At 38.6% G+C, this 19616-nt stretch carries 15 protein-coding genes, 1 pseudogene and 1 other annotated feature; of the genes and pseudogenes, 12 read left to right on the forward strand and 4 right to left on the reverse strand.

The genetic code is table 11. The annotated features are described in order from the left end of the window. Together V7147_RS15380 and V7147_RS15385 are read right to left on the reverse strand one after the other, a co-directional pair. Nucleotides 1-846: pseudogene (locus V7147_RS15380) on the reverse strand (hypothetical protein); the annotation flags it as partial. 121 nt (nucleotides 847-967) lie between these two features. After that, the gene (locus V7147_RS15385; RefSeq protein ID WP_335368720.1) at nucleotides 968-1474 is read right to left on the reverse strand and encodes an antibiotic biosynthesis monooxygenase family protein; all 507 of its coding nucleotides are present in this window, start codon (nucleotides 1472-1474) and stop codon (nucleotides 968-970) included. 114 nt (nucleotides 1475-1588) lie between these two features. On the opposite strand from V7147_RS15385, the gene V7147_RS15390 reads away from it, so the two are divergent. The 4 genes from V7147_RS15390 to hemY all read left to right on the forward strand — a co-directional run bounded on the left by V7147_RS15390 (nucleotide 1589) and on the right by hemY (nucleotide 7577). Then, complete coding sequence (locus V7147_RS15390; protein WP_335368721.1) at nucleotides 1589-3727, forward strand: transglycosylase domain-containing protein; 2139 nt, start codon at nucleotides 1589-1591, stop codon at nucleotides 3725-3727. Between the two features lie 364 nt (nucleotides 3728-4091). Next, entirely contained in the window at nucleotides 4092-5129 is a 1038-nt protein-coding gene (gene hemE, locus V7147_RS15395) for a uroporphyrinogen decarboxylase (protein WP_438824599.1), read from the forward strand. Between the two features lie 56 nt (nucleotides 5130-5185). Continuing rightward, on the forward strand, nucleotides 5186-6118 hold the full coding sequence (hemH, locus tag V7147_RS15400; protein WP_335368722.1) for a ferrochelatase: 933 nt from the start codon (nucleotides 5186-5188) through the stop codon (nucleotides 6116-6118). Between the two features lie 34 nt (nucleotides 6119-6152). Then, nucleotides 6153-7577, forward strand: a complete 1425-nt coding sequence (gene hemY, locus V7147_RS15405; RefSeq protein WP_335368723.1) for a protoporphyrinogen oxidase — start codon at nucleotides 6153-6155, stop codon at nucleotides 7575-7577. A 35-nt stretch (nucleotides 7578-7612) separates the two neighbouring features. On the opposite strand, the gene yhfH is transcribed toward hemY, so the two are convergent. Further along, nucleotides 7613-7741 carry a protein YhfH gene (yhfH, locus tag V7147_RS15410; RefSeq protein WP_229138450.1) on the reverse strand — a complete coding sequence of 43 codons (129 nt, stop codon included), beginning with the start codon at nucleotides 7739-7741 and terminating at the stop codon, nucleotides 7613-7615. Between the two features lie 179 nt (nucleotides 7742-7920). On the opposite strand from yhfH, the gene V7147_RS15415 reads away from it, so the two are divergent. The 5 genes from V7147_RS15415 (at nucleotide 7921) to V7147_RS15435 (ending at nucleotide 12601) form a co-directional block, all read left to right on the forward strand. Beyond that, nucleotides 7921-8652 (forward strand): MBL fold metallo-hydrolase, encoded by a 732-nt coding sequence (locus tag V7147_RS15415; RefSeq protein WP_335368724.1) that lies wholly within the window; start codon nucleotides 7921-7923, stop codon nucleotides 8650-8652. A 7-nt stretch (nucleotides 8653-8659) separates the two neighbouring features. Then, nucleotides 8660-9649 carry a lipoate--protein ligase gene (locus V7147_RS15420; RefSeq protein ID WP_335368725.1) on the forward strand — a complete coding sequence of 330 codons (990 nt, stop codon included), beginning with the start codon at nucleotides 8660-8662 and terminating at the stop codon, nucleotides 9647-9649. Nucleotides 9650-9821: 172 nt separating this feature from the next. After that, complete coding sequence (locus tag V7147_RS15425; RefSeq protein WP_335368726.1) at nucleotides 9822-11372, forward strand: fatty acid--CoA ligase family protein; 1551 nt, start codon at nucleotides 9822-9824, stop codon at nucleotides 11370-11372. Between the two features lie 112 nt (nucleotides 11373-11484). Further along, nucleotides 11485-12261, forward strand: a complete 777-nt coding sequence (locus V7147_RS15430) for an enoyl-CoA hydratase-related protein (protein WP_335368727.1) — start codon at nucleotides 11485-11487, stop codon at nucleotides 12259-12261. A gap of 25 nt (nucleotides 12262-12286) precedes the next feature. Further along, complete coding sequence (locus V7147_RS15435; RefSeq protein ID WP_335368728.1) at nucleotides 12287-12601, forward strand: MGMT family protein; 315 nt, start codon at nucleotides 12287-12289, stop codon at nucleotides 12599-12601. Nucleotides 12602-12619: 18 nt separating this feature from the next. On the opposite strand, the gene argS is transcribed toward V7147_RS15435, so the two are convergent. Beyond that, complete coding sequence (gene argS / locus V7147_RS15440) at nucleotides 12620-14305, reverse strand: arginine--tRNA ligase (protein ID WP_335368729.1); 1686 nt, start codon at nucleotides 14303-14305, stop codon at nucleotides 12620-12622. Between the two features lie 447 nt (nucleotides 14306-14752). Continuing rightward, nucleotides 14753-14959, reverse strand: a binding site (T-box leader). A 163-nt stretch (nucleotides 14960-15122) separates the two neighbouring features. Between argS and V7147_RS15445 the strand changes: the two genes are divergently transcribed. The 3 genes from V7147_RS15445 (at nucleotide 15123) to aceA (ending at nucleotide 19496) form a co-directional block, all read left to right on the forward strand. After that, on the forward strand, nucleotides 15123-16385 hold the full coding sequence (locus V7147_RS15445) for a M48 family metallopeptidase (RefSeq protein ID WP_335368730.1): 1263 nt from the start codon (nucleotides 15123-15125) through the stop codon (nucleotides 16383-16385). A gap of 206 nt (nucleotides 16386-16591) precedes the next feature. Next, nucleotides 16592-18181: a malate synthase A gene (aceB, locus tag V7147_RS15450; protein ID WP_335368731.1), complete on the forward strand. Its 1590-nt coding sequence runs from the start codon at nucleotides 16592-16594 to the stop codon at nucleotides 18179-18181. 34 nt (nucleotides 18182-18215) lie between these two features. Further along, nucleotides 18216-19496, forward strand: a complete 1281-nt coding sequence (gene aceA, locus V7147_RS15455) for an isocitrate lyase (protein ID WP_335368732.1) — start codon at nucleotides 18216-18218, stop codon at nucleotides 19494-19496. The last annotated feature ends 120 nt before the right edge of the window (nucleotides 19497-19616 follow it).

Below are 19616 nucleotides of genomic sequence, written 5' to 3' on the forward strand. Positions count from 1 at the left end.
AATAAGAGCTGTTGCATCCCCACCGGAAAGATTTAATACCGACATGGCAGCTACATCTAAGGCAAAAAGAATTGGGATTAAGAATGCGAAGAAGCGTTTGGTTGATGGTGATAATAATTTTTTTAATTGTTCCTCTTCCTGCTTTGAAAGATCATTTGTTAATGGATTTGTATAATTTGATTCTCCACCAACTGAAAGGGTGCCCTTTCGCATGTCCCGTCGAAGGAAGATGTAGGCTGCGACAGTCGTTACAAGTCCCATTACAAACACTAATGGAATACTTGCTTTTACAACCTCCAATACTTCGAGTCCCGCAGCATCTGCAGTAAGCTTTGGAGCTGCCTGAATGATAAAATCACTCGACAAAGCAATACCGTGACCGAACAAATTCATTGCCATTGCGACCCCTAATGCCGGAAGGCCAACCCTCATTGCCACTGGTAAAAGAACTGCACCAATTAGGGCAACAGCAGGGGAAGGCCAGAAAAACCATGAAATCACCATCATGACAATTCCGATTGTCCAGTAAGCAAGTGCCGGGGAGCGTATCAGTTTTGCGAAAGGTGCAATCATGATATCATTGATACCCGTAACAGTTAACGCCTTACTCATAGAAACAATTATCGATATCACAAGAATGGTTGAGAGTAATTCAGAAATTGCATAAATAAAGCTATTAAAGACACCACTTACAGATGCACTTATCGACCCGGTTGCGGTAATGGCTAGTAAAAAGATCCCAATGATACAAATAAGTGAGGTGTCTCTCCTCATCACCATAAAGCCGATGATTAAGAGGATAAAAGAAACATATATCCAATGCAGGGCGGTTAATTCCACTAACATTGCGAAACCCCCATTCATTCCGAATTCAAGCAGAGGTAACTACACGTTTACCTATGTTTGTATTACAGAATATGTGAGTAGGGATAACGTGTGAAGAGTGTAGAAAATTTTTTTATCCGTGTTATTCATCTATTAAAGCATGATATGTTTTTGTGTAGACAGGTCCGGAAAAGATGGTTTTATTTATGCCACCTTTTGTTTTTTCTATCACTTGTTCAAGCTCCTCGAAGGCCGTAGAACGGGTCCAATCCAAATATAAAGATTCTTTTAACCAAAAGTTTGCAATGACAAAGGTCTCGCTTTTCATTGGGCGAAGTACGCGAAAAGCGATAAAGCCAGGGGTGTTTTGAAATAGTGATATCTTTTGAGTGATGTTGTATTCAAATAGTGGCTTGCCTTCATCGGACACAGGCACATATGTGAATGCCACAAAACCTGCATCGTTTATGTTCCCTGATCCAGTGAGGACCTCATATTTTCTCGGTGCCGCAAAAATCGATTTCTTAGTTGTTTCATGAAGAAGGATGGCTGTTTCGTTATTGTAAAACGGAGCCATATTTTCTTTTTTGTACTTTTCATGGAGTTTTGCCAAAAAATCTACTGTTCCATACGCAATGTAAAAATTCACATTACTCCACCTCCCTTATTTATACGAAATACATAGTGAGAAACTTTTACAGTAATACTAAAAGATAACATAACCAAATTAATATAAATCTAATTATTCCAAGGAGGTCACTGTATGAAAAGAAAATTATTTCTATCATTATTTGTTATTGTTGGTTCATTTGTCCTTGGATTGTGTGGGTATTTGCTTATCATATATGCAGGTGACTATGTTATTGATGACAAAAAGCTGGTCATGAATTCCGCAACAAAACTGGTCGATGAAGAAGGCAGTTTTATTACGAAACTATATTATGAGAATCGTGACATTGTACCAATTAAGGATATTCCGGAATACGTGCAAAAGGCGTTTATCGCAGTTGAGGATACTCGTTTTTATAAACATCATGGTATCGACGTTCAAGCGATTGGCAGGGCGATCTATAAGGATATTGTTGCCGGTGGAAAAGTAGAGGGTGGCAGTACAATTACCCAACAGCTTGCTAAGAATGTGTTTCTTACAAATGAAAAAACGTTTCTTCGAAAAACTAATGAATTAATCATAGCCATTAATTTAGAAAAGAAATACAGCAAACAGGAACTTCTTGAAATGTATTTAAATCAAATTTATTTTGGACATGGTGCATATGGCATTCAATCTGCATCAAGGTTTTATTTTAATAAAAATGTAAGTGATTTAACGGTTGAAGAAGGGGCACTGCTTGCAGCAATTCCGAAAGCACCATCTACTTATTCTCCCATTCTAAATTCTGAAAAAAGTAAACAAAGACGGGATTTGGTTATTAACTTAATGGAGAAAAAAGGTTTTTTACAAGCTGAGGAGGCAGTAAGGGTCCAAGGAAGGACGCTTTCATTGGATATTCATGAGGTAGAAAGAGATCCATCTTTATTAACTTATATCGATATGGTGTTTGATGAGGCAAAGACGCGTTATAAATTATCAAATGAAGAATTGCTTAGGGGTGGTTACACCATCACAGTTCCACTTCATTTAGAAATTCAAAAAACAGCATACGAGCTTTTTAAGGATCAAAAGAATTTTCCTGGTATCGATGATGATGTAGAAGGTGCTTTTGTGTTGCTTGATAATGATACTGGTGGAGTCTTAGCAAGTATCGGAGGTAGGCATTATGTAAGTCGAGGGATTAATCGAGTTTTGATTAACCGACAGCCTGGCTCGACAATTAAGCCGCTTGCAGTATATGGACCGGCTTTGGAAGGGGAAGAATTTGACCCATATTCGATGCTAGTCGATAAAAAGCAATCTTACGGTGAGTATGAACCAAGTAATATTTCTGGAATTTATAAAGGGAAAATATCTATGTACGATGCATTAATCGAATCTGCGAATGCACCTGCTGTTTGGATGCTTGACAGACTGGGAATTGATACGGCAAAGGAGTACTTAACAAAAACAGGAATTACTATTCCCGATCAAGGTTTATCGATTGCGTTAGGTGGACTGAAAGAGGGAATTTCTCCAATTGCAATGGCAAAAGCATATCGAGCCTTTGCCCGTGAAGGAAAAGTAATCGAACCACATGTTATTAGCAAAATACAAAACCGAGAAGGAAAAATAATTGGAGAGGCATCCACTCATGAGAGCGAGGCATTCTCAAAACAAACGGCATGGTACATGACAAGGATGCTTGAAGGTGTTGTCGATAATGGTACAGCAAGGGTAGGAAGTTATTCAGGTGCACTTGCTGGTAAAACTGGAACAACCAATTTACCAGGTGTTGAAAAGGGAAATAAGGATGCTTGGTTTGTCGGTTTTACCCCGTCTGTTGTAGGAGCTTTATGGATGGGCTATGATACGACAGATGCAACGCATTATTTAAAAGGTGGTAGCTCATCTCCAACGAAACTGTTCAAGAAAATTCTCGATCAATCAGAGTTGAAAAAAGCCATAGCTTTTTCCGCGCCAAAGGATGTGGACGAGCTAGAGCCACCGATAAGACTTTCCGAAATCGAGGATATGAAAGCCAATCTAACGTTTAAACCACTAGGGCTATTTACAGTTTCCTTAAATTGGGCACCTTCTAAAGATGAACGGATTGAATATCGAATTTATGAGGAAAATTCGAAGTCTGTTAAATATGTGGGGTCCGTAAGAGGAATAGGAGGCTATGAAATTGAGAATGTAAATATTTTTTCGATGCCTTCCTATTTTATCGTTCCTTATAATTCGCAAACGAAGGAAGAAGGTGCACGCACACAATCTGTTAAGCCTACCTTTTTCTCTAACAAGTAATTATATTCAGTCGGGTTTAGGCCCAACTGAATATAATTACAGCCTCCGGCGGATGCCACGATTTTTCAAAGGAGCATTTCGAGCAGTAAGATCAAAGACTAATAACGCCACTTCCTGTGGGTCTAAAAATCGGACACAAATACGCCGTGGCGTATTTGATATTATTTTCAGGGTGGTGTTAGGATTTTCACCATCCTAATGTTCGTCAAATTTTTGACATTTGCCGTGGTTTTGTATACAAGGATAGTAGAAACAATTATAGTGGTAGAGTGAGGATAAAAGAAACTACTATTTAATTAATGAGAAGTACTTATGCTATTATGGTAACTATTGTGTGAAGATATTGAAAGGTAGGTAAATACAAATGCAAAAGGGTTTTAATGATACATTATTGAGGGCGGCAAGAGGTGAGAAAACCGAACATGTACCTGTTTGGTATATGCGCCAAGCGGGACGATCCCAACCAGAATACCGAAAAATAAAGGAAAAATACGGTCTATTTGAAATTACCCATCAACCTGAATTATGTGCATATGTCACTAGACTTCCTGTTGAACAATATGATGTAGATGCTGCAATTCTTTATAAAGACATTATGTCTCCACTTCCTGCACTTGGAGTAGACGTTGAAATCAAAGCAGGTGTTGGTCCAGTTATCAGCAACCCGATCCGTTCCGTAAAAGATGTTGAAAATCTTGGAGAAATTCATCCAGAAGAGGATGTTCCTTACGTACTTGATACAATTAAGCTATTAACAACAGAGCAGCTTTCAGTGCCATTGATTGGATTTGCAGGAGCACCATTTACTCTAGCAAGCTATATGATTGAAGGCGGCCCTTCAAAAAACTATAATAAAACGAAGGCTTTCATGTACGCACAGCCTGATGCTTGGTTTGCCCTAATGGATAAATTAGCTGAAATGACGATTACATATGTAAAATCTCAAATAGCTGCGGGTGTAAAAGCAGTACAAATTTTTGACTCTTGGGTAGGGGCGCTAAATGTTGCAGACTACCGTCATTTCATAAAGCCAGTTATGCATCGCATTTTCTCGGAACTTCGTGAAGAGAATGTACCTCTTATCATGTTTGGAGTTGGGGCAAGCCATTTAGCATTAGAATGGAATGACTTACCTCTTGATGTTGTAGGACTTGATTGGCGTCTTCCAATTATGAATGCGAGGGAACTTGGAGTCACAAAAGCAGTTCAAGGAAATCTTGATCCTGCCCTTTTATTAGCTCCTTGGGAAGTAATCGAAAAAAGAGCGAAAGAAATCCTTGACCAAGGAATGCAACAACCAGGCTACATTTTCAATCTTGGACATGGTGTGTTCCCGGAAGTGAAACCAGAGACATTAAAGCGTCTTACTACTTTCATCCACGAATATTCAAAGAAAAACTAACTTTATTCAGTTGATATGCCAAGCCGCATTAGATTCTAGATTTTGAGGTGTTTTTTATGACAAAAAAGAAAATGGGATTACTCGTAATGGCATACGGTACTCCATATAAAGAAGAGGATATTGAACGGTATTATACACATATTCGTCATGGCCGTAAGCCATCACCGGAAATGCTTGAAGACCTTCGCAGTCGTTATGAAGCGATTGGTGGAATTTCACCACTTGCCAAAATTACAACTGACCAAGCTAAAAATCTTGAGGAACATTTAAATCATATTCAAGATGACATTGAGTTTAAAATGTATCAAGGGTTAAAGCATATCGAGCCTTTTATTGAGGATGCAGTTGCACAAATGAATGAAGATGGAATAGAGGAAGCAGTGAGTCTAGTACTTGCACCTCATTTTTCAACCTTTAGTGTAAAAGCCTATAATGGTCGCGCCAAAGAAGAAGCGGAAAAACTAGGTGGACCAACAATTACATCTGTTGAAAGCTGGTATAAGGAGCCTAAATTTATCGAGTACTGGGCAAATCAGGTGAAACAAGTGTATGCTTCCATGACTGAGGTAGAACGTGATAATGCAGTATTAATCGTTTCAGCTCACAGCCTGCCTGAAAAAATCATTGCAGCGGGGGACCCATATCCAAGCCAACTACAAGAAACGGCAGATTTGATTGCAGAAGCCGCAGGTGTAAAAAATGTTGAAATTGGATGGCAAAGTGCCGGTAATACTCCTGAACCATGGTTAGGCCCTGATGTTCAGGATTTAACAAGGGATCTTTATAATGAGAAAGGCTATAAAGCATTTGTATACATTCCAGTTGGATTTGTTGCAGATCATTTAGAGGTTCTATATGACAACGACTATGAGTGTAAGGTTGTAACAGAAGAGCTTGGTGTGAGCTATTACCGTCCGGAAATGCCAAATGATAAACCTGAATTTATAGATTGTTTGGCAACCGTTGTTCTAAAAGAACTACAACAATAATTATTTGAATTAAATGCAAAGAAGGCGATGTTAAGTGAGTAATCAAAAGGTAGTCGTAATAGGTGGTGGGATTACTGGTTTAACAGTAGCTTATTATCTCCAGAAAGAGGCAAGGGAGAAGGGCTTAGATATTAAATGTACCCTTTTGGAAGCGAGCCATCGATTAGGTGGAAAAGTGCAAACAGTCGAACGCGATGGCTTTGTTATTGAAAGAGGTCCAGATTCTTTTTTAGCCAGAAAACAAAGTGCCTCAAGACTTGTCAATGAGGTCGGTCTAGGGGATAAATTAGTCAACAATACTGCTGGTAAATCATATGTTCTTGTGAATGGAAAACTCCACCCAATGCCTGGCGGATCTATTATGGGGATACCTACTCAAATCGGACCCTTCATAACGACAGGTCTATTTACCCCGATTGGTAAACTGAGGGCTGCAATGGATTTTGTATTGCCACGTACACCTGGCGAGGGTGATCAGTCACTTGGTCAATTTTTTAGAAGAAGACTTGGAGATGAGGTCGTTGAAAACCTTATAGAGCCATTACTTTCAGGGATTTATGCCGGGGATATTGACCAATTAAGCTTAATGTCAACTTTCCCACAATTTTATCAAGTTGAGCAAAAATACCGAAGTCTAATTCTGGGGATGAAACAAACCACACCACCAAAGCCAAATGGACAAACAAAATCTGCACCAAAAGGTCAATTCTTAACAGTCAGTACTGGATTACAGTCATTTATTGATGCAATCGAAGCAAAGCTTGAACCTGGTACAGTATTTAAAGGAATTAAGGTCGATGGTATTGAAAAACATAGCCATGATTATCTTATCAAGCTAAGCAATGGAGAAGAAATTACGGCTGATAGTGTAGTCGTTGCGACACCACATCATGTGACGGAAGCCATTTTTAACGACTATTCATTTTTCAATTCATTTAAGGGAATGCCATCAACATCGGTTGCGACTGTAGCTATGGCTTTCCCTGAAGAAGCAATTAACAAGGATATTGATGGAACTGGTTTTGTTGTATCGCGAAATAATGATTATATTATTACGGCTGTTACCTGGACTCATAAAAAGTGGCCGCACACAACACCTAAAGGAAAAGTGCTACTCCGTTGTTATGTTGGAAAAGCAGGAGACGAAGCTATCGTTGATCAATCAGACGATGAAATTATCAAAGTGGTGCTTGATGATTTGAACAAAACTATGAATATCACGGACCAACCTGAATTTTCAATTGTAACAAGATGGAAAGATGCAATGCCACAATACACGGTTGGACATAAGGACCGGATCGAACAAGTGAAGAAAAATGTTGCAGAACACTTACCAGGGATCTTTTTAGCGGGAAGCTCATATGAGGGCATAGGATTACCGGATTGTATTGATCAAGGCGAAGAAGCCGTTAAAATGGTTCTTGAATATTTAAAAATAGATACACCGGTATTAGTGTAAATAGAAAAAGGAAGGCCGCGGCCTTCCTTTTTATTTTATTTTATTTCGTTACAGTGGTCACATTTATTTCCGTAGCACTCATGCTGCTCCTCGATATCATGACCACACTCAACACATTTTTTAGCTGGTAGGTTTTTGAAAAATTCTGTACTTTTTACTAACATTTCAACCCCTCCGTTTCTTTATTGTTTATAGTGTACTATAACAGATAAATTAATGTCAACAACTGTTTTGTAACAAAAGCACAAAAAAGTGTAATTATTTTTTGTATCGATTATAGTTAAATGGAAAAGGGTAAACCATTTAAGAGTTGTTATTTTTAAAGAACGGGAAAGGTGATCATGTGAAGGTAACGGTAGTTGGATTCTGGGGTGGATTTCCTGCAGCAAATGAAGCTACAACAGGGTATTTATTTGAACATGAAGGTTATCGGCTCCTTGTTGATTGCGGAAGCGGTGTACTAGCACAGCTCCAAAACTATATAACAATTGATGAACTTGATGCGATTATTTTATCTCATTATCATCATGACCATGTAGCCGATATAGGTCCAATGCAGTATGCAAGACTAGTGACAAGCGCGATACATAATCAACAAAAAGAGCTGCCTATCTATGGACATACGGCTGACCAAGAAGGCTTTTCAAGATTGGAGCATAAGGGACATACAAAGGCGATTGCTTATAATCCGGATGAAACCAGCGAAATTGGTCCATTTTCAATATCATTTTTGAAAACTAAGCATCCAGTAGTATGTTATGCCATGAGAATTACAGCTGATGGACAAACTGTTGTATTTTCAGCTGATTCTAGCTACATAGAGGAGTTTATTCCGTTTACGAAAGGTGCAGACCTGTTTATTTGTGAATGTAACCTTTATGCAGATCAGGACGGTTCTAATATGGGCCATATGAACAGCAAAGAAGTTGGAAAAATAGCAGCTGATTCGGAAGTAAAAGAACTGTGGATCACACATCTGCCTCATTACGGCAATCATGAAGACCTTGTCAAACAAGCATCAGAACAATTTAATGGTAATATCAAATTAGCAAGATCAGGACTTATTTGGGAGTGAAAAGACGATGTTATTTATAGATAATAAAGGAATTAATGATCCACAAATTAACTTAGCTATAGAAGAGTACGCACTAAAAAATTTAGATATCAATGAAACGTATTTATTATTCTATATTAATGGTCCATCCATTATCATCGGGAAAAACCAAAACACAATTGAGGAAATTAATACTCAATATGTAGAAGACAATGGGATTAAAGTAGTTCGACGCTTATCGGGTGGCGGAGCCGTTTATCATGATTTAGGAAACCTAAATTTTAGCTTTATTACAAAGGACGATGGGGAAAGCTTTCACAACTATAAAAAATTCACTGAGCCCGTGGTCGAAGCACTCCACAAGCTAGGCGTAAATGCACAGCTAAGCGGACGTAACGATATTGAGGTTGAAGGCAGAAAAATTTCCGGAAATGCTCAATTTTCAACAAGAGGTAGAATGTTCAGCCACGGAACACTTATGTTTGATTCGGAAATTGACCACGTTGTTTCAGCACTAAAGGTGAAAAAGGACAAGATTGAATCAAAAGGGATTAAATCTGTAAGAAGCAGGGTTGCCAACATTAGTGAATTCTTAAGTGAAAAAATTACAATCGAGGAATTTAGAGAAATGCTGCTTCGCTACATTTTTAATACAGATGGCGATATTCCTGAATATAAACTAACGGAGAAGGATTGGGAAAAAATCCACGAAATTTCAAAGGAACGTTATCAAAATTGGGATTGGAACTACGGAAAATCACCGAAATTCAATTATCAGCATACACATCGTTTTCCAGTTGGTTCCATTGATGTCCGCCTCGAAGTTCAAAAGGGCACGGTTGAAAACTGTAAAATCTACGGTGATTTCTTTGGTGTCGGGGATGTAGAGGAAATCGAGAAACGATTAATCGGAACAAAGTATGAAAAGGCTGAGTTAGAAAAAGCATTAGAAGGTATCGACATTCAGCATTATTTCGGTAAAATTACCAATGAAGATTTTATTAATTTAATTTATTAAAATTTAGACGGCATGCGGGTAAGAATTCCAATTCTTGCCCGTTTTTTTAAAATAACACTATTTTGCGTCTTGATAGAAAAACTTTCTTTCAATATAATATATTTAGAATTTTATTTTTTGTCATTTAATGAATGACTATTCATTCATCGGATTGACCATGGGAGGGAGAAATTTGAATCTATCAACACGACTAGGGGAAACAGCAAAGAAAAACTTCGATAAACCAGCTTATATTTTTCAAGGGAATGTTAGTACATATGCTGAATTAGATGGTGCGGTAACAAAGTTTGCAAGTGGTTTGGAAAAACTCGGTATTAAGAAGGGCGATCACATAGCTTTAGTATTGGGGAATACACCACATTTTGTAATTGGATTTTATGGTGCACTCCGGTTAGGGGCAACGGTTATTCCGATTAATCCAATTTATACCCCTGATGAAATTGGATATATTGTTAATAACGGAGATGTAAGGGTTATCATAACGTTAGACTTGCTTGTTCCACTTTTTGAAAAGATGAATGAACACCTTCCGTATGTTGAACATCTTATTGCATGTGAAACCCCACAGGGCGTAAATAGTAAAGTAGAAGTCTCAAAACTTTCGATCTATCGTAAATTGAAATCGTTTTCATATTTGGTTGGTTCAGGAGATCCTTCATTTGTTGAACCAACACTGAAAGATGATGATGTTGCGGTCATTTTATACACTTCTGGTACAACTGGAAAACCAAAAGGGGCAATGTTGACTCACAAGAACTTATTTAGCAATGCAAGGGATGTTGCCGAATATCTAAAAATTTCCGAACATGATAGAGTGATTACTACATTGCCGATGTTTCATGTTTTTTGTTTAACAGTAGCGTTAAATGCACCTTTAATGAATGGTGGAACAATGCTTATTGTGCCAAAGTTTAGCCCTATGGAAATTTTTCAAATTGCAAAGGACTATAAGGCCACTATTTTTGTAGGAGTGCCAACAATGTACAATTTCCTTCTTCAGTATCCTGAAGGAAATCCCGAAGACTTAAGCTCGTTACGCTTATGTGTTTCTGGGGGCGCAGCAATGCCCGTTGCCCTTTTAAAAAGCTTTGAACAGAAGTTTCAGGTTCTTGTATCTGAAGGGTACGGTCTTTCTGAAGCATCACCCGTAACTTGCTTTAATCCGTTAGATCGTCCACGCAAGCCGGGTTCAATTGGGACAAACATCGTGAATGTTGAAAACAAGGTAGTAGACGAAAATGGTGAAGAACTACCAATTGGACAAGTTGGGGAATTGATTGTTCGTGGTCCGAATGTAATGAAGGGCTATTATAAAATGCCTGAAGAAAGTGATGCAACATTACGAAATGGTTGGCTTTATACAGGCGATTTGGCAAAGATGGATGAGGAAGGCTATTTTTATATCGTTGACCGTAAGAAGGATATGGTTATTGTTGGTGGCTACAATGTGTATCCAAGAGAGGTTGAAGAAGTTCTATACAATCACCCAAATATTGTTGAAGCCGCTGTTTTGGGTGTGCCGGACACGAATCAAGGTGAAGCAGTTTATTGCTATGTCGTGAAGAATGATCAAAATTTAACAGAAGAGAATCTGCTTGAATATTGTCGTGAGCATTTAGCAAAATACAAGATTCCTAGTAAAATAGAATTCATTGAAGAACTTCCTAAAAACACAACCGGTAAAATTCTGCGTCGTGCTTTAAAGGATTTGGTGACAAAGTAAGCGAGAGAGCAGGTCGATTCGACCTGTTCTTTTTGAAATTTTTAAAGGAATTTTTCAGTTAAAAGCGAAATAAGATGTAAACGATATCAAATTTTGTAGGAGAGGTGGAACTATGACTTCAGTCTTATACCAAGTTGAAAATCATGTAGCGACTGTCACATTGAATCGCCCAGACGCTTTAAACTGCTTTAATTATGAGATGCTTAAAACCCTTGATGAAGTAGTTGAGGATATACGAACAAATGCTGATGTTCAAGTTGTGATCATTACCGGTTCAGGTGAAAAGGCATTTAGTGTAGGTGCAGATTTAAAGGAGAGAAAGACATTAACGGAATCTCAAGTTAGAAGAAATGTGTATAAAATTGGTCAGGTTTTTTCGAGTATTGGAGATTTACCACAGCCGACAATTGCTGCAATCAATGGCTATGCATTTGGTGGTGGTATGGAGCTTGCACTAGCCTGTGATTTCCGAATTTCTGTTGAGGAGACGTCGATGGGCTTAACGGAAACAAGTCTAGCAATTATTCCTGGAGCAGGAGGGACACAACGTCTTCCCCGTCTCATTGGTGAAACAAAAGCAATGGAGCTAATTTTAACTGCAAAACGAATTAGTGCAGCCGAAGCGAAAGAATATGGTATAGTTTCAAGTGTGGTCGCCCGTGAAAACTTAATGGAAGCTTCTATGAAGCTAGCAAATGATATGTTGAAAAATGGACCACTTGCTTTACAACAAGCTAAATTTGCGATTAAACAGGGGATGAACACAGACTTACATACAGGCTTTAAAATTGAACGTAAAGCATATGAAGTGATCATTCCAACTGAGGATAGAGTAGAAGCTCTAGCTGCCTTTAATGAAAAACGGAAACCGAATTTTAAAGGGAAATAGATTTTTTAAGTAAGGAACAAACCAAATGAAACCATTTAGCGAGAACGTTATTCAGATTATTAAACAAATACCGCCTGGAAAGGTGATGACTTATGGGCAGATTGCAAAGCTTGCAGGAAGCCCACGAGGTGCAAGACAAGTTGTACGGGTACTCCATTCGATGAGTAAAAAATACAATCTTCCATGGTTTCGGGTTATTAACTCCAAGGGTGAAATCGCAATCCATGATGAAGAAACACAGACTGCCCAAATCATCTTTCTTGAGGATGAAGGTGTTGAGGTTGTTAACCGTTCAATTGATCTTAAAAAATATCAGTATCATCCAGAGGAAAAAGCCTAGGACCAAATCCTAGGCTTTCTACATTTCCTCCGGAGCTTTTACTCCAAGCAACCGAAGTCCTTCTTTTAGAACAATAGTAACAGAACGGACCAATGTGATTCGATCGTTCATTTCGTCATCTTCATGTAGGACCTTTACATGACTATAGTATTTGTTGAATTCTTGTGCGAGTTCAACGGTATATTTTGCAATGACAGATGGCTCATAAAGTTGCATACTTCTTTGAATGATGGTTGGGAATTCCATAAGATGTTTTACTACAGCCCAGCTATGGATATCGGAGAGACCTATAATTGGATTATCCGATCCTTCTGCTTTTCGTAAAATTGAGGAGGCTCTTGCATGAGTGTATTGAACATATGGACCAGTAGTCCCTTCAAATCTAAGCATTTCCTCAAGTGAGAATTCAATATTGCTAAGTCTTTCATTTTTTAAATCTTGGAAAATGATTGCACCCACGCCGACCATTTTTGCAATCTCTTCCTTGTTTTCTAGGCTTGGATTTTTTGCTTCAATGTTTTGTTTGGCAAGCCCGATTGCTTCCTCAATAACCTCTTCTAAAAGAACAATTTTTCCTTTACGAGTGGACATTTTCTTTCCGTCTTTTAGGATGAAACCGAATGGAACGTGGACCATTTCTTTTGCCCATCCATATCCCATTTTTTCAAGTACTAGAAAGATTTGTTTGAAATGCAAGCTTTGTTCATGTCCAACCACGTAGATTGTCTTCTTGAAATGGTAGTTTTCTTGGCGATAAATGGCCGCTGTTACATCTCTAGTTGCATAAAGAGTGGCTCCATCTGATTTCTTAATCAAGCAAGGAGGGAGGTTTTCTTCAGATAAATCAACGACCTCAGCCCCCTCTGATTCCGATAACAGATTTTTATCCTTTAGCTTGTCGACTGTAGCATCCATTTTATCATTATAAAAAGCTTCACCATTATATGAGTCAAAATCAACTTCAAGTAAGGAATAAATCCGTGAGAATTCCTTTAACGATTCCTCTCTAAACCAGCGCCAAAGAGACAATGCCCCCATATCTCCATCCTCGAGCTTTTTGAACCACAATCTTGCGTCATCCTCAAGCCCAGGCTTCGTCTCAGCTTCCGAGTGAAAACGAACGTAAAGCTGGAGTAGTTCGGTGATTGGGTTTGCCTTAACCGCCTTCTCATTACCCCAAAGCTTATATGCTACAATGAGTTTTCCAAATTGTGTGCCCCAGTCCCCAAGATGGTTGATTCGAATTGGCTGATAGCCACATTTCTCAACAATATTGGCAAGAGAGTTACCAATAACAGTTGAGCGTAAATGTCCCATTGAAAAAGGCTTCGCGATATTTGGTGAGGAAAAATCAATTGTAATTGCTTCACCTTCACCAAAATCATGGCTTCCGTATTGAGAGCCTTTATTAAGAATTGTTTGAAGGATATGTTTGCTTACTTCTTGTTTATTTAGAAAACAGTTTACATAGGGACCTTCTGCAACAACCCTTTCAAAAAGTGGTCTCTGTATCATTGTTGCGATTTCCTGTGCAATAACGGCCGGGGCTTTTCTATATTGCTTTGCGAGTGTAAAACATGGGAAAGCGAGATCACCTTGTTCTTGGAATTTTGGTTTTTCAATAAGCTTTAAAACTTCGTCATATGTTAAAAGATCCTGTAGCTGTTTCGATATTTCCTCGGCATACACTTCGATGACATTCATTTTCAAAACCTCCTTTTTAATAATCAAATGCGCCTTGGCGCATTTACACACGATATTTTCGTTACCTCTCTGGAGGTTCGAAAACCACCACTCACCTAGAAAGTGGAAATTGCTGCGCCTCCAGAACAGTTCGAGTGTCATCGTTCTCCTAGTATATAGGAATTGATGTACCTCTAGGATGATTCCAGCGTCACCATTCTCCTGGTAAATGGGAATTGATGCACCTCTAGGATGATTCGAGAGTCACCAATCGCCTGGAAAATGGAAATCGGTGTACCTCTAGAACAGTTCGAGAACCACCACTCACCTAGTAAATGGAAAATGACCCCCCCCGAAAGGAAAGTTCTGGCTGCACCTCAGCGCAGTTAATTGGTTATCACCTTCTATTTGGAAAATGGTACTTGCATGAAAATTTATATGAAAAATAAAAAAATCCCGCCTCTAAAAATAAGAGACGAGATTTACCCGCGGTACCACTCCAATTGTTCATGATGAACCATCTTAATAAGTAACGGGATTGCCCCGGCACACCCTACATCACTTTTAGGCGGCTTCTCAGAAGTGCGGTTCATCTTGATTCTACCGTTGGGCTTCCACCATCCCCAACTCGCTTATGGTCTACATCAGGACTACTCTCTTCATCATAGAATTTCAGTTATATTTTATTCATAATACATAATTCTATAAAAGAAATCAATGGGTTTTTCTAAGGCTTATTTTGTCAAAAATAAGACAAGAGAAAAGTCATTGTTCTATCTGGTCCCTCTTTAAACTAAAATACTACTAAGAGGGGTTGTACATAAAGGGGGACAGCTTAGTGAAAAAAGTATTCGGTTGGTCACTTGGAATTTATCTTGTTTTTGGTTTATTCATAGCATGGTATTTATTTTTTGGAGCAAATACGGACATCCCTAGCCAGTTAAAAGGAAGTCCTGCAGATCCACAGACATTTATGAATGAACGTCAACTTTTATTGAGTGAAGAGTATTCACAAATAAAAAATCTACTGTTTTTCCTGTCAGTACCTTTTGAATGGCTGATATACATTCTAGTCCTTGTGATCGGTATTTCAGCAAAATTCCGTGATTGGTCAAGAATATCAGCCAAATTTTCAATTCTGCAAACGGCCATTTATTTATTTTGGCTATCCTTGTTAGTTGAAGTATTATCTTTTCCGCTATCTTGGATCAGTTATAATGTTTCAAAAACGTATAATATAACCGTTCAATCCACCCAAAGCTGGATGAAGGATAATTTGATTGATTTTTGGGTGAATTACGCATTAATGATTATAATTGTGGGCGTCTTGTTCTGGTTAATTCGAAGAAATGAGAAAAGATGGTGGTTTCATGCATGGCTTCTATCGATTCCATTTTCAATGTTTCTTATGTTCGTACAGCCAGTCATTATCGATCCACTCTATAACGATTTTTTCCCTTTAACAAATAAAGAACTGGAAACGAAAATTCTTGAGCTTGCCGATCGCGCAGATATCCCGGCAGACCATGTATTTGAAGTGAATATGTCTGAAAAGACAAATGCACTAAATGCCTATGTAACAGGTATTGGTTCTAATTCACGGATTGTGCTATGGGATACGACACTTCAGCGTTTAAATGAAAATGAAATTTTATTCATTATGGCACACGAGATGGGACATTACGTCATGAAACATATTTATATTGGTATTGCTGGGTATTTGGTTTTAACCCTTGTGGGGCTATTTATTATCAGCAAACTCATGACCTTTATGATTCGAAAATGGGGCCATCTGTTTAAAATTTCTAGTGTCAAAGATATTGCGGTTCTACCAGTATTTTTGTTGTTAATTTCACTTTTAAGTTTCGTTTCTGATCCAGTTTCAAACGCTGTTTCAAGGCACCAGGAGAAATCAGCCGATTTGTACGCACTTGAGATGACAGGGGATAATCAGTCTGCCGTTTCGTCCTTTCAGGAATTATCAAGGGCGGGTTTAAGCCAAGTAAATCCACCATTCCTAGTTAAGATATTTAGGTATGAGCACCCAACAATGCTTGAAAGAATTACGTATATAAATGAATTTGAAAAAGGCGAGGAATAACTTAATATGCCTTGCTTACAGGACAAAAATCTGTGAGCAAGGCTTTTTTTGTGTTCGTCTTGTTATAGTACAGAATTACTATTCATGAAAGTGTTATATTAAAATTTACAGAAAAATGTTCCATTTTTGGAAATACTGTTATATAATACTTTTAGTATTTAATAACTGTAGTATAACAACAATACAAGGAGGGAGTTTAGGAGAAAATGACGACACAAACCTCAGGAATTCAAATCACAGGAAAAATGAATGAGGGGTATGAAGAAATTTTAACACCTCAGGCATTGAACTTCATTGAAAAATTAGAGCTCAAATTTGGAGAAAGAAGAAAAAAGCTGCTAGAAATGAGACAACAAAAACAGCAAGAAATCGATATGGGGATCATGCCAACATTTTTACCCGAAACAGAACATATCAGAAATGGGGATTGGACAGTAGCACCGATTCCGAAAGACTTACAGGATCGTCGGGTTGAAATCACTGGCCCTGTTGATCGAAAAATGATCATTAATGCATTGAATTCAGGGGCTAAAGTATTTATGGCAGATTTTGAGGATGCCAATGCTCCTACGTGGAAAAACGTGATCGAAGGCCAGATTAATTTACGGGATGCTGTAAGAAAGACGATTACTTTTGAAACCTCAAACGGAAAGAAGTATCAGTTAATCGATGAAATAGCTACTCTTGTTGTTCGGCCACGTGGTTGGCATTTAGAAGAAAAACATATTGAACTTGATGGAAAAAGAATATCAGCAAGTTTGCTAGATTTTGGACTTTATTTTTATCATAATGCGAGTACGTTGATTAAGAATGGAAGCGGGCCATATTTCTATCTGCCAAAGATGGAGAGCCATCTTGAAGCAAGACTCTGGAATGATGTTTTTATTTTCTCACAAAATGAATTTGGCGTTCCCCAAGGAACGATTAAAGCAACTGTTTTAATTGAAACGATCCTTGCAACCTTTGAGGTCGATGAGATTTTATACGAACTAAAAGAACACTCTGCAGGGCTAAATTGTGGGAGATGGGATTATATTTTTAGCTATTTAAAGAGATTTCGAAATGTAGATAATGTGATATTACCAGACCGTTCGGTGGTCACGATGACAGTACCATTTATGAGTACGTATTCACAGCATGTCATTAAAACCTGTCACAAGCGTAATGTCCATGCAATCGGTGGAATGGCTGCGCAAATACCTGTAAAAAACAACCCACAAGCAAATGAGGAAGCCTTTAAGAAGGTCCGTGCGGATAAAGAACGTGAAGCAAATAATGGCCATGATGGTACATGGGTTGCACACCCAGGGCTTGTACCAGTTGCTAGGCAGGTCTTTAATACGGTCATGCTAGGACCTAACCAAATAGATAAAAAACGAGAGGATGTTCAGGTAACGGCAGGGGATCTTATCGCAGTTCCTGAAGGGAATATTACGGAGTTGGGGGTTCGTACGAATATCAATGTGGGTATTCAGTATATTGAATCATGGCTTCGCGGACATGGTGCTGCACCGATTCATAACCTCATGGAGGATGCTGCGACCGCTGAAATCTCTAGAGCCCAACTATGGCAGTGGATACGCCATCCGAAAGGGGTTTTAGAGGATGGAAGAAAGATTACTTTTGAACTTGTTCAACAATTAAAAGTAGAGGAACTTGAGAAAATTAAACAAGAAATTGGGAGAGAATCCTTTGAAGCAGGACGTTTTGCGGAAGCAACAAATCTATTTGAAGAATTAGTGACAAATGATGAGTTCGTGGAATTTTTGACTATACCTGGATATGAAATTTTATAGATTAAAAGATTAAATTATAAGGAGGAAAATAAAAATGACAAATGAAAGAGCACAAAAATTACAAGAAAACTGGGAAATGGAATCAAGATGGAATGGGATTGATAGACCGTATAGTGCAGAGGATGTCATTCGCTTACGAGGTTCAATCGATATTGAACATACCCTAGCACGAAGAGGGTCTGAAAAGCTTTGGAACCTTCTTCATACAGAGGATTATGTTCATGCATTAGGAGCATTGACCGGAAATCAAGCAGTTCAGCAGGTAAAGGCAGGTCTTAAGGCAATTTATTTAAGTGGCTGGCAGGTTGCTGCGGATGCGAATCTGTCTGGTCATATGTATCCGGACCAAAGCTTGTACCCAGCAAACAGTGTACCAAGTGTTGTAAAGCGAATTAACCAGGCATTACAGCGTGCAGACCAGATTCATCACCTAGAGGGTGAAGGAGATATCGACTGGTTTGCTCCAATTGTGGCAGATGCTGAGGCTGGTTTTGGCGGGCAGTTGAATGTGTTTGAGCTCATGAAAGGCATGATTGAAGCAGGGGCTGCTGGAGTGCATTTTGAAGACCAGCTTTCATCTGAAAAGAAATGTGGACATCTAGGTGGAAAGGTATTATTGCCAACACAAACAGCAGTACGAAATTTAATTTCTGCACGGCTTGCAGCTGACGTAATGGGGGTTCCAACGCTTTTAGTTGCCCGAACAGATGCTGATGCTGCAGACCTTATTACAAGCGATATCGACCCAGTTGATCAGGAATTTATTACAGGTGAACGAACACCTGAAGGATTCTTCCGGACGAAAGCGGGACTTGACCAAGCAATTGCAAGAGGTTTAGCGTATGCACCATATGCGGATTTGATTTGGTGTGAAACGTCCGAGCCGGACCTAGAACAGGCAAAGCGTTTTGCAGATGCTATTCATGCAGAGTTCCCTGGTAAACTTTTAGCCTATAATTGCTCTCCATCGTTTAATTGGAAGAAGAAGCTTGATGATGAGACAATTGAAAACTTCCAAAAGGAAATCGGAAAAATGGGTTATAAATTCCAATTTGTAACATTGGCTGGATTCCATGCTTTAAACCACAGCATGTTTGAATTGGCAAGAGGTTATATGGCAAGAGGAATGGGTGCTTATTCAGAGCTTCAAGAGGCTGAATTTGCAAGTGAAAAGTATGGTTACACAGCAACTCGCCATCAACGGGAGGTTGGAACAGGTTACTTTGATGAAGTCGCTCAGGTAATTACAGGTGGAACATCTTCAACAACAGCTTTAAAAGGTTCTACAGAAGAAGCGCAATTTACAAAAGCATAATCAATTATAATAAATAGTACAGTCTAAATAAAAGCGGGGGAAAGAAGATTTTCTCTCGCTTTTACAATATTTTATTATAAAATTCTAAATTTTTTATAAAAAACTATTGTAAACGTTTTC

It is taken from the genome of Bacillus sp. JJ1521 (genome assembly GCF_036965165.1).
Lineage (GTDB): Bacteria > Bacillota > Bacilli > Bacillales > Bacillaceae_L > Ferdinandcohnia.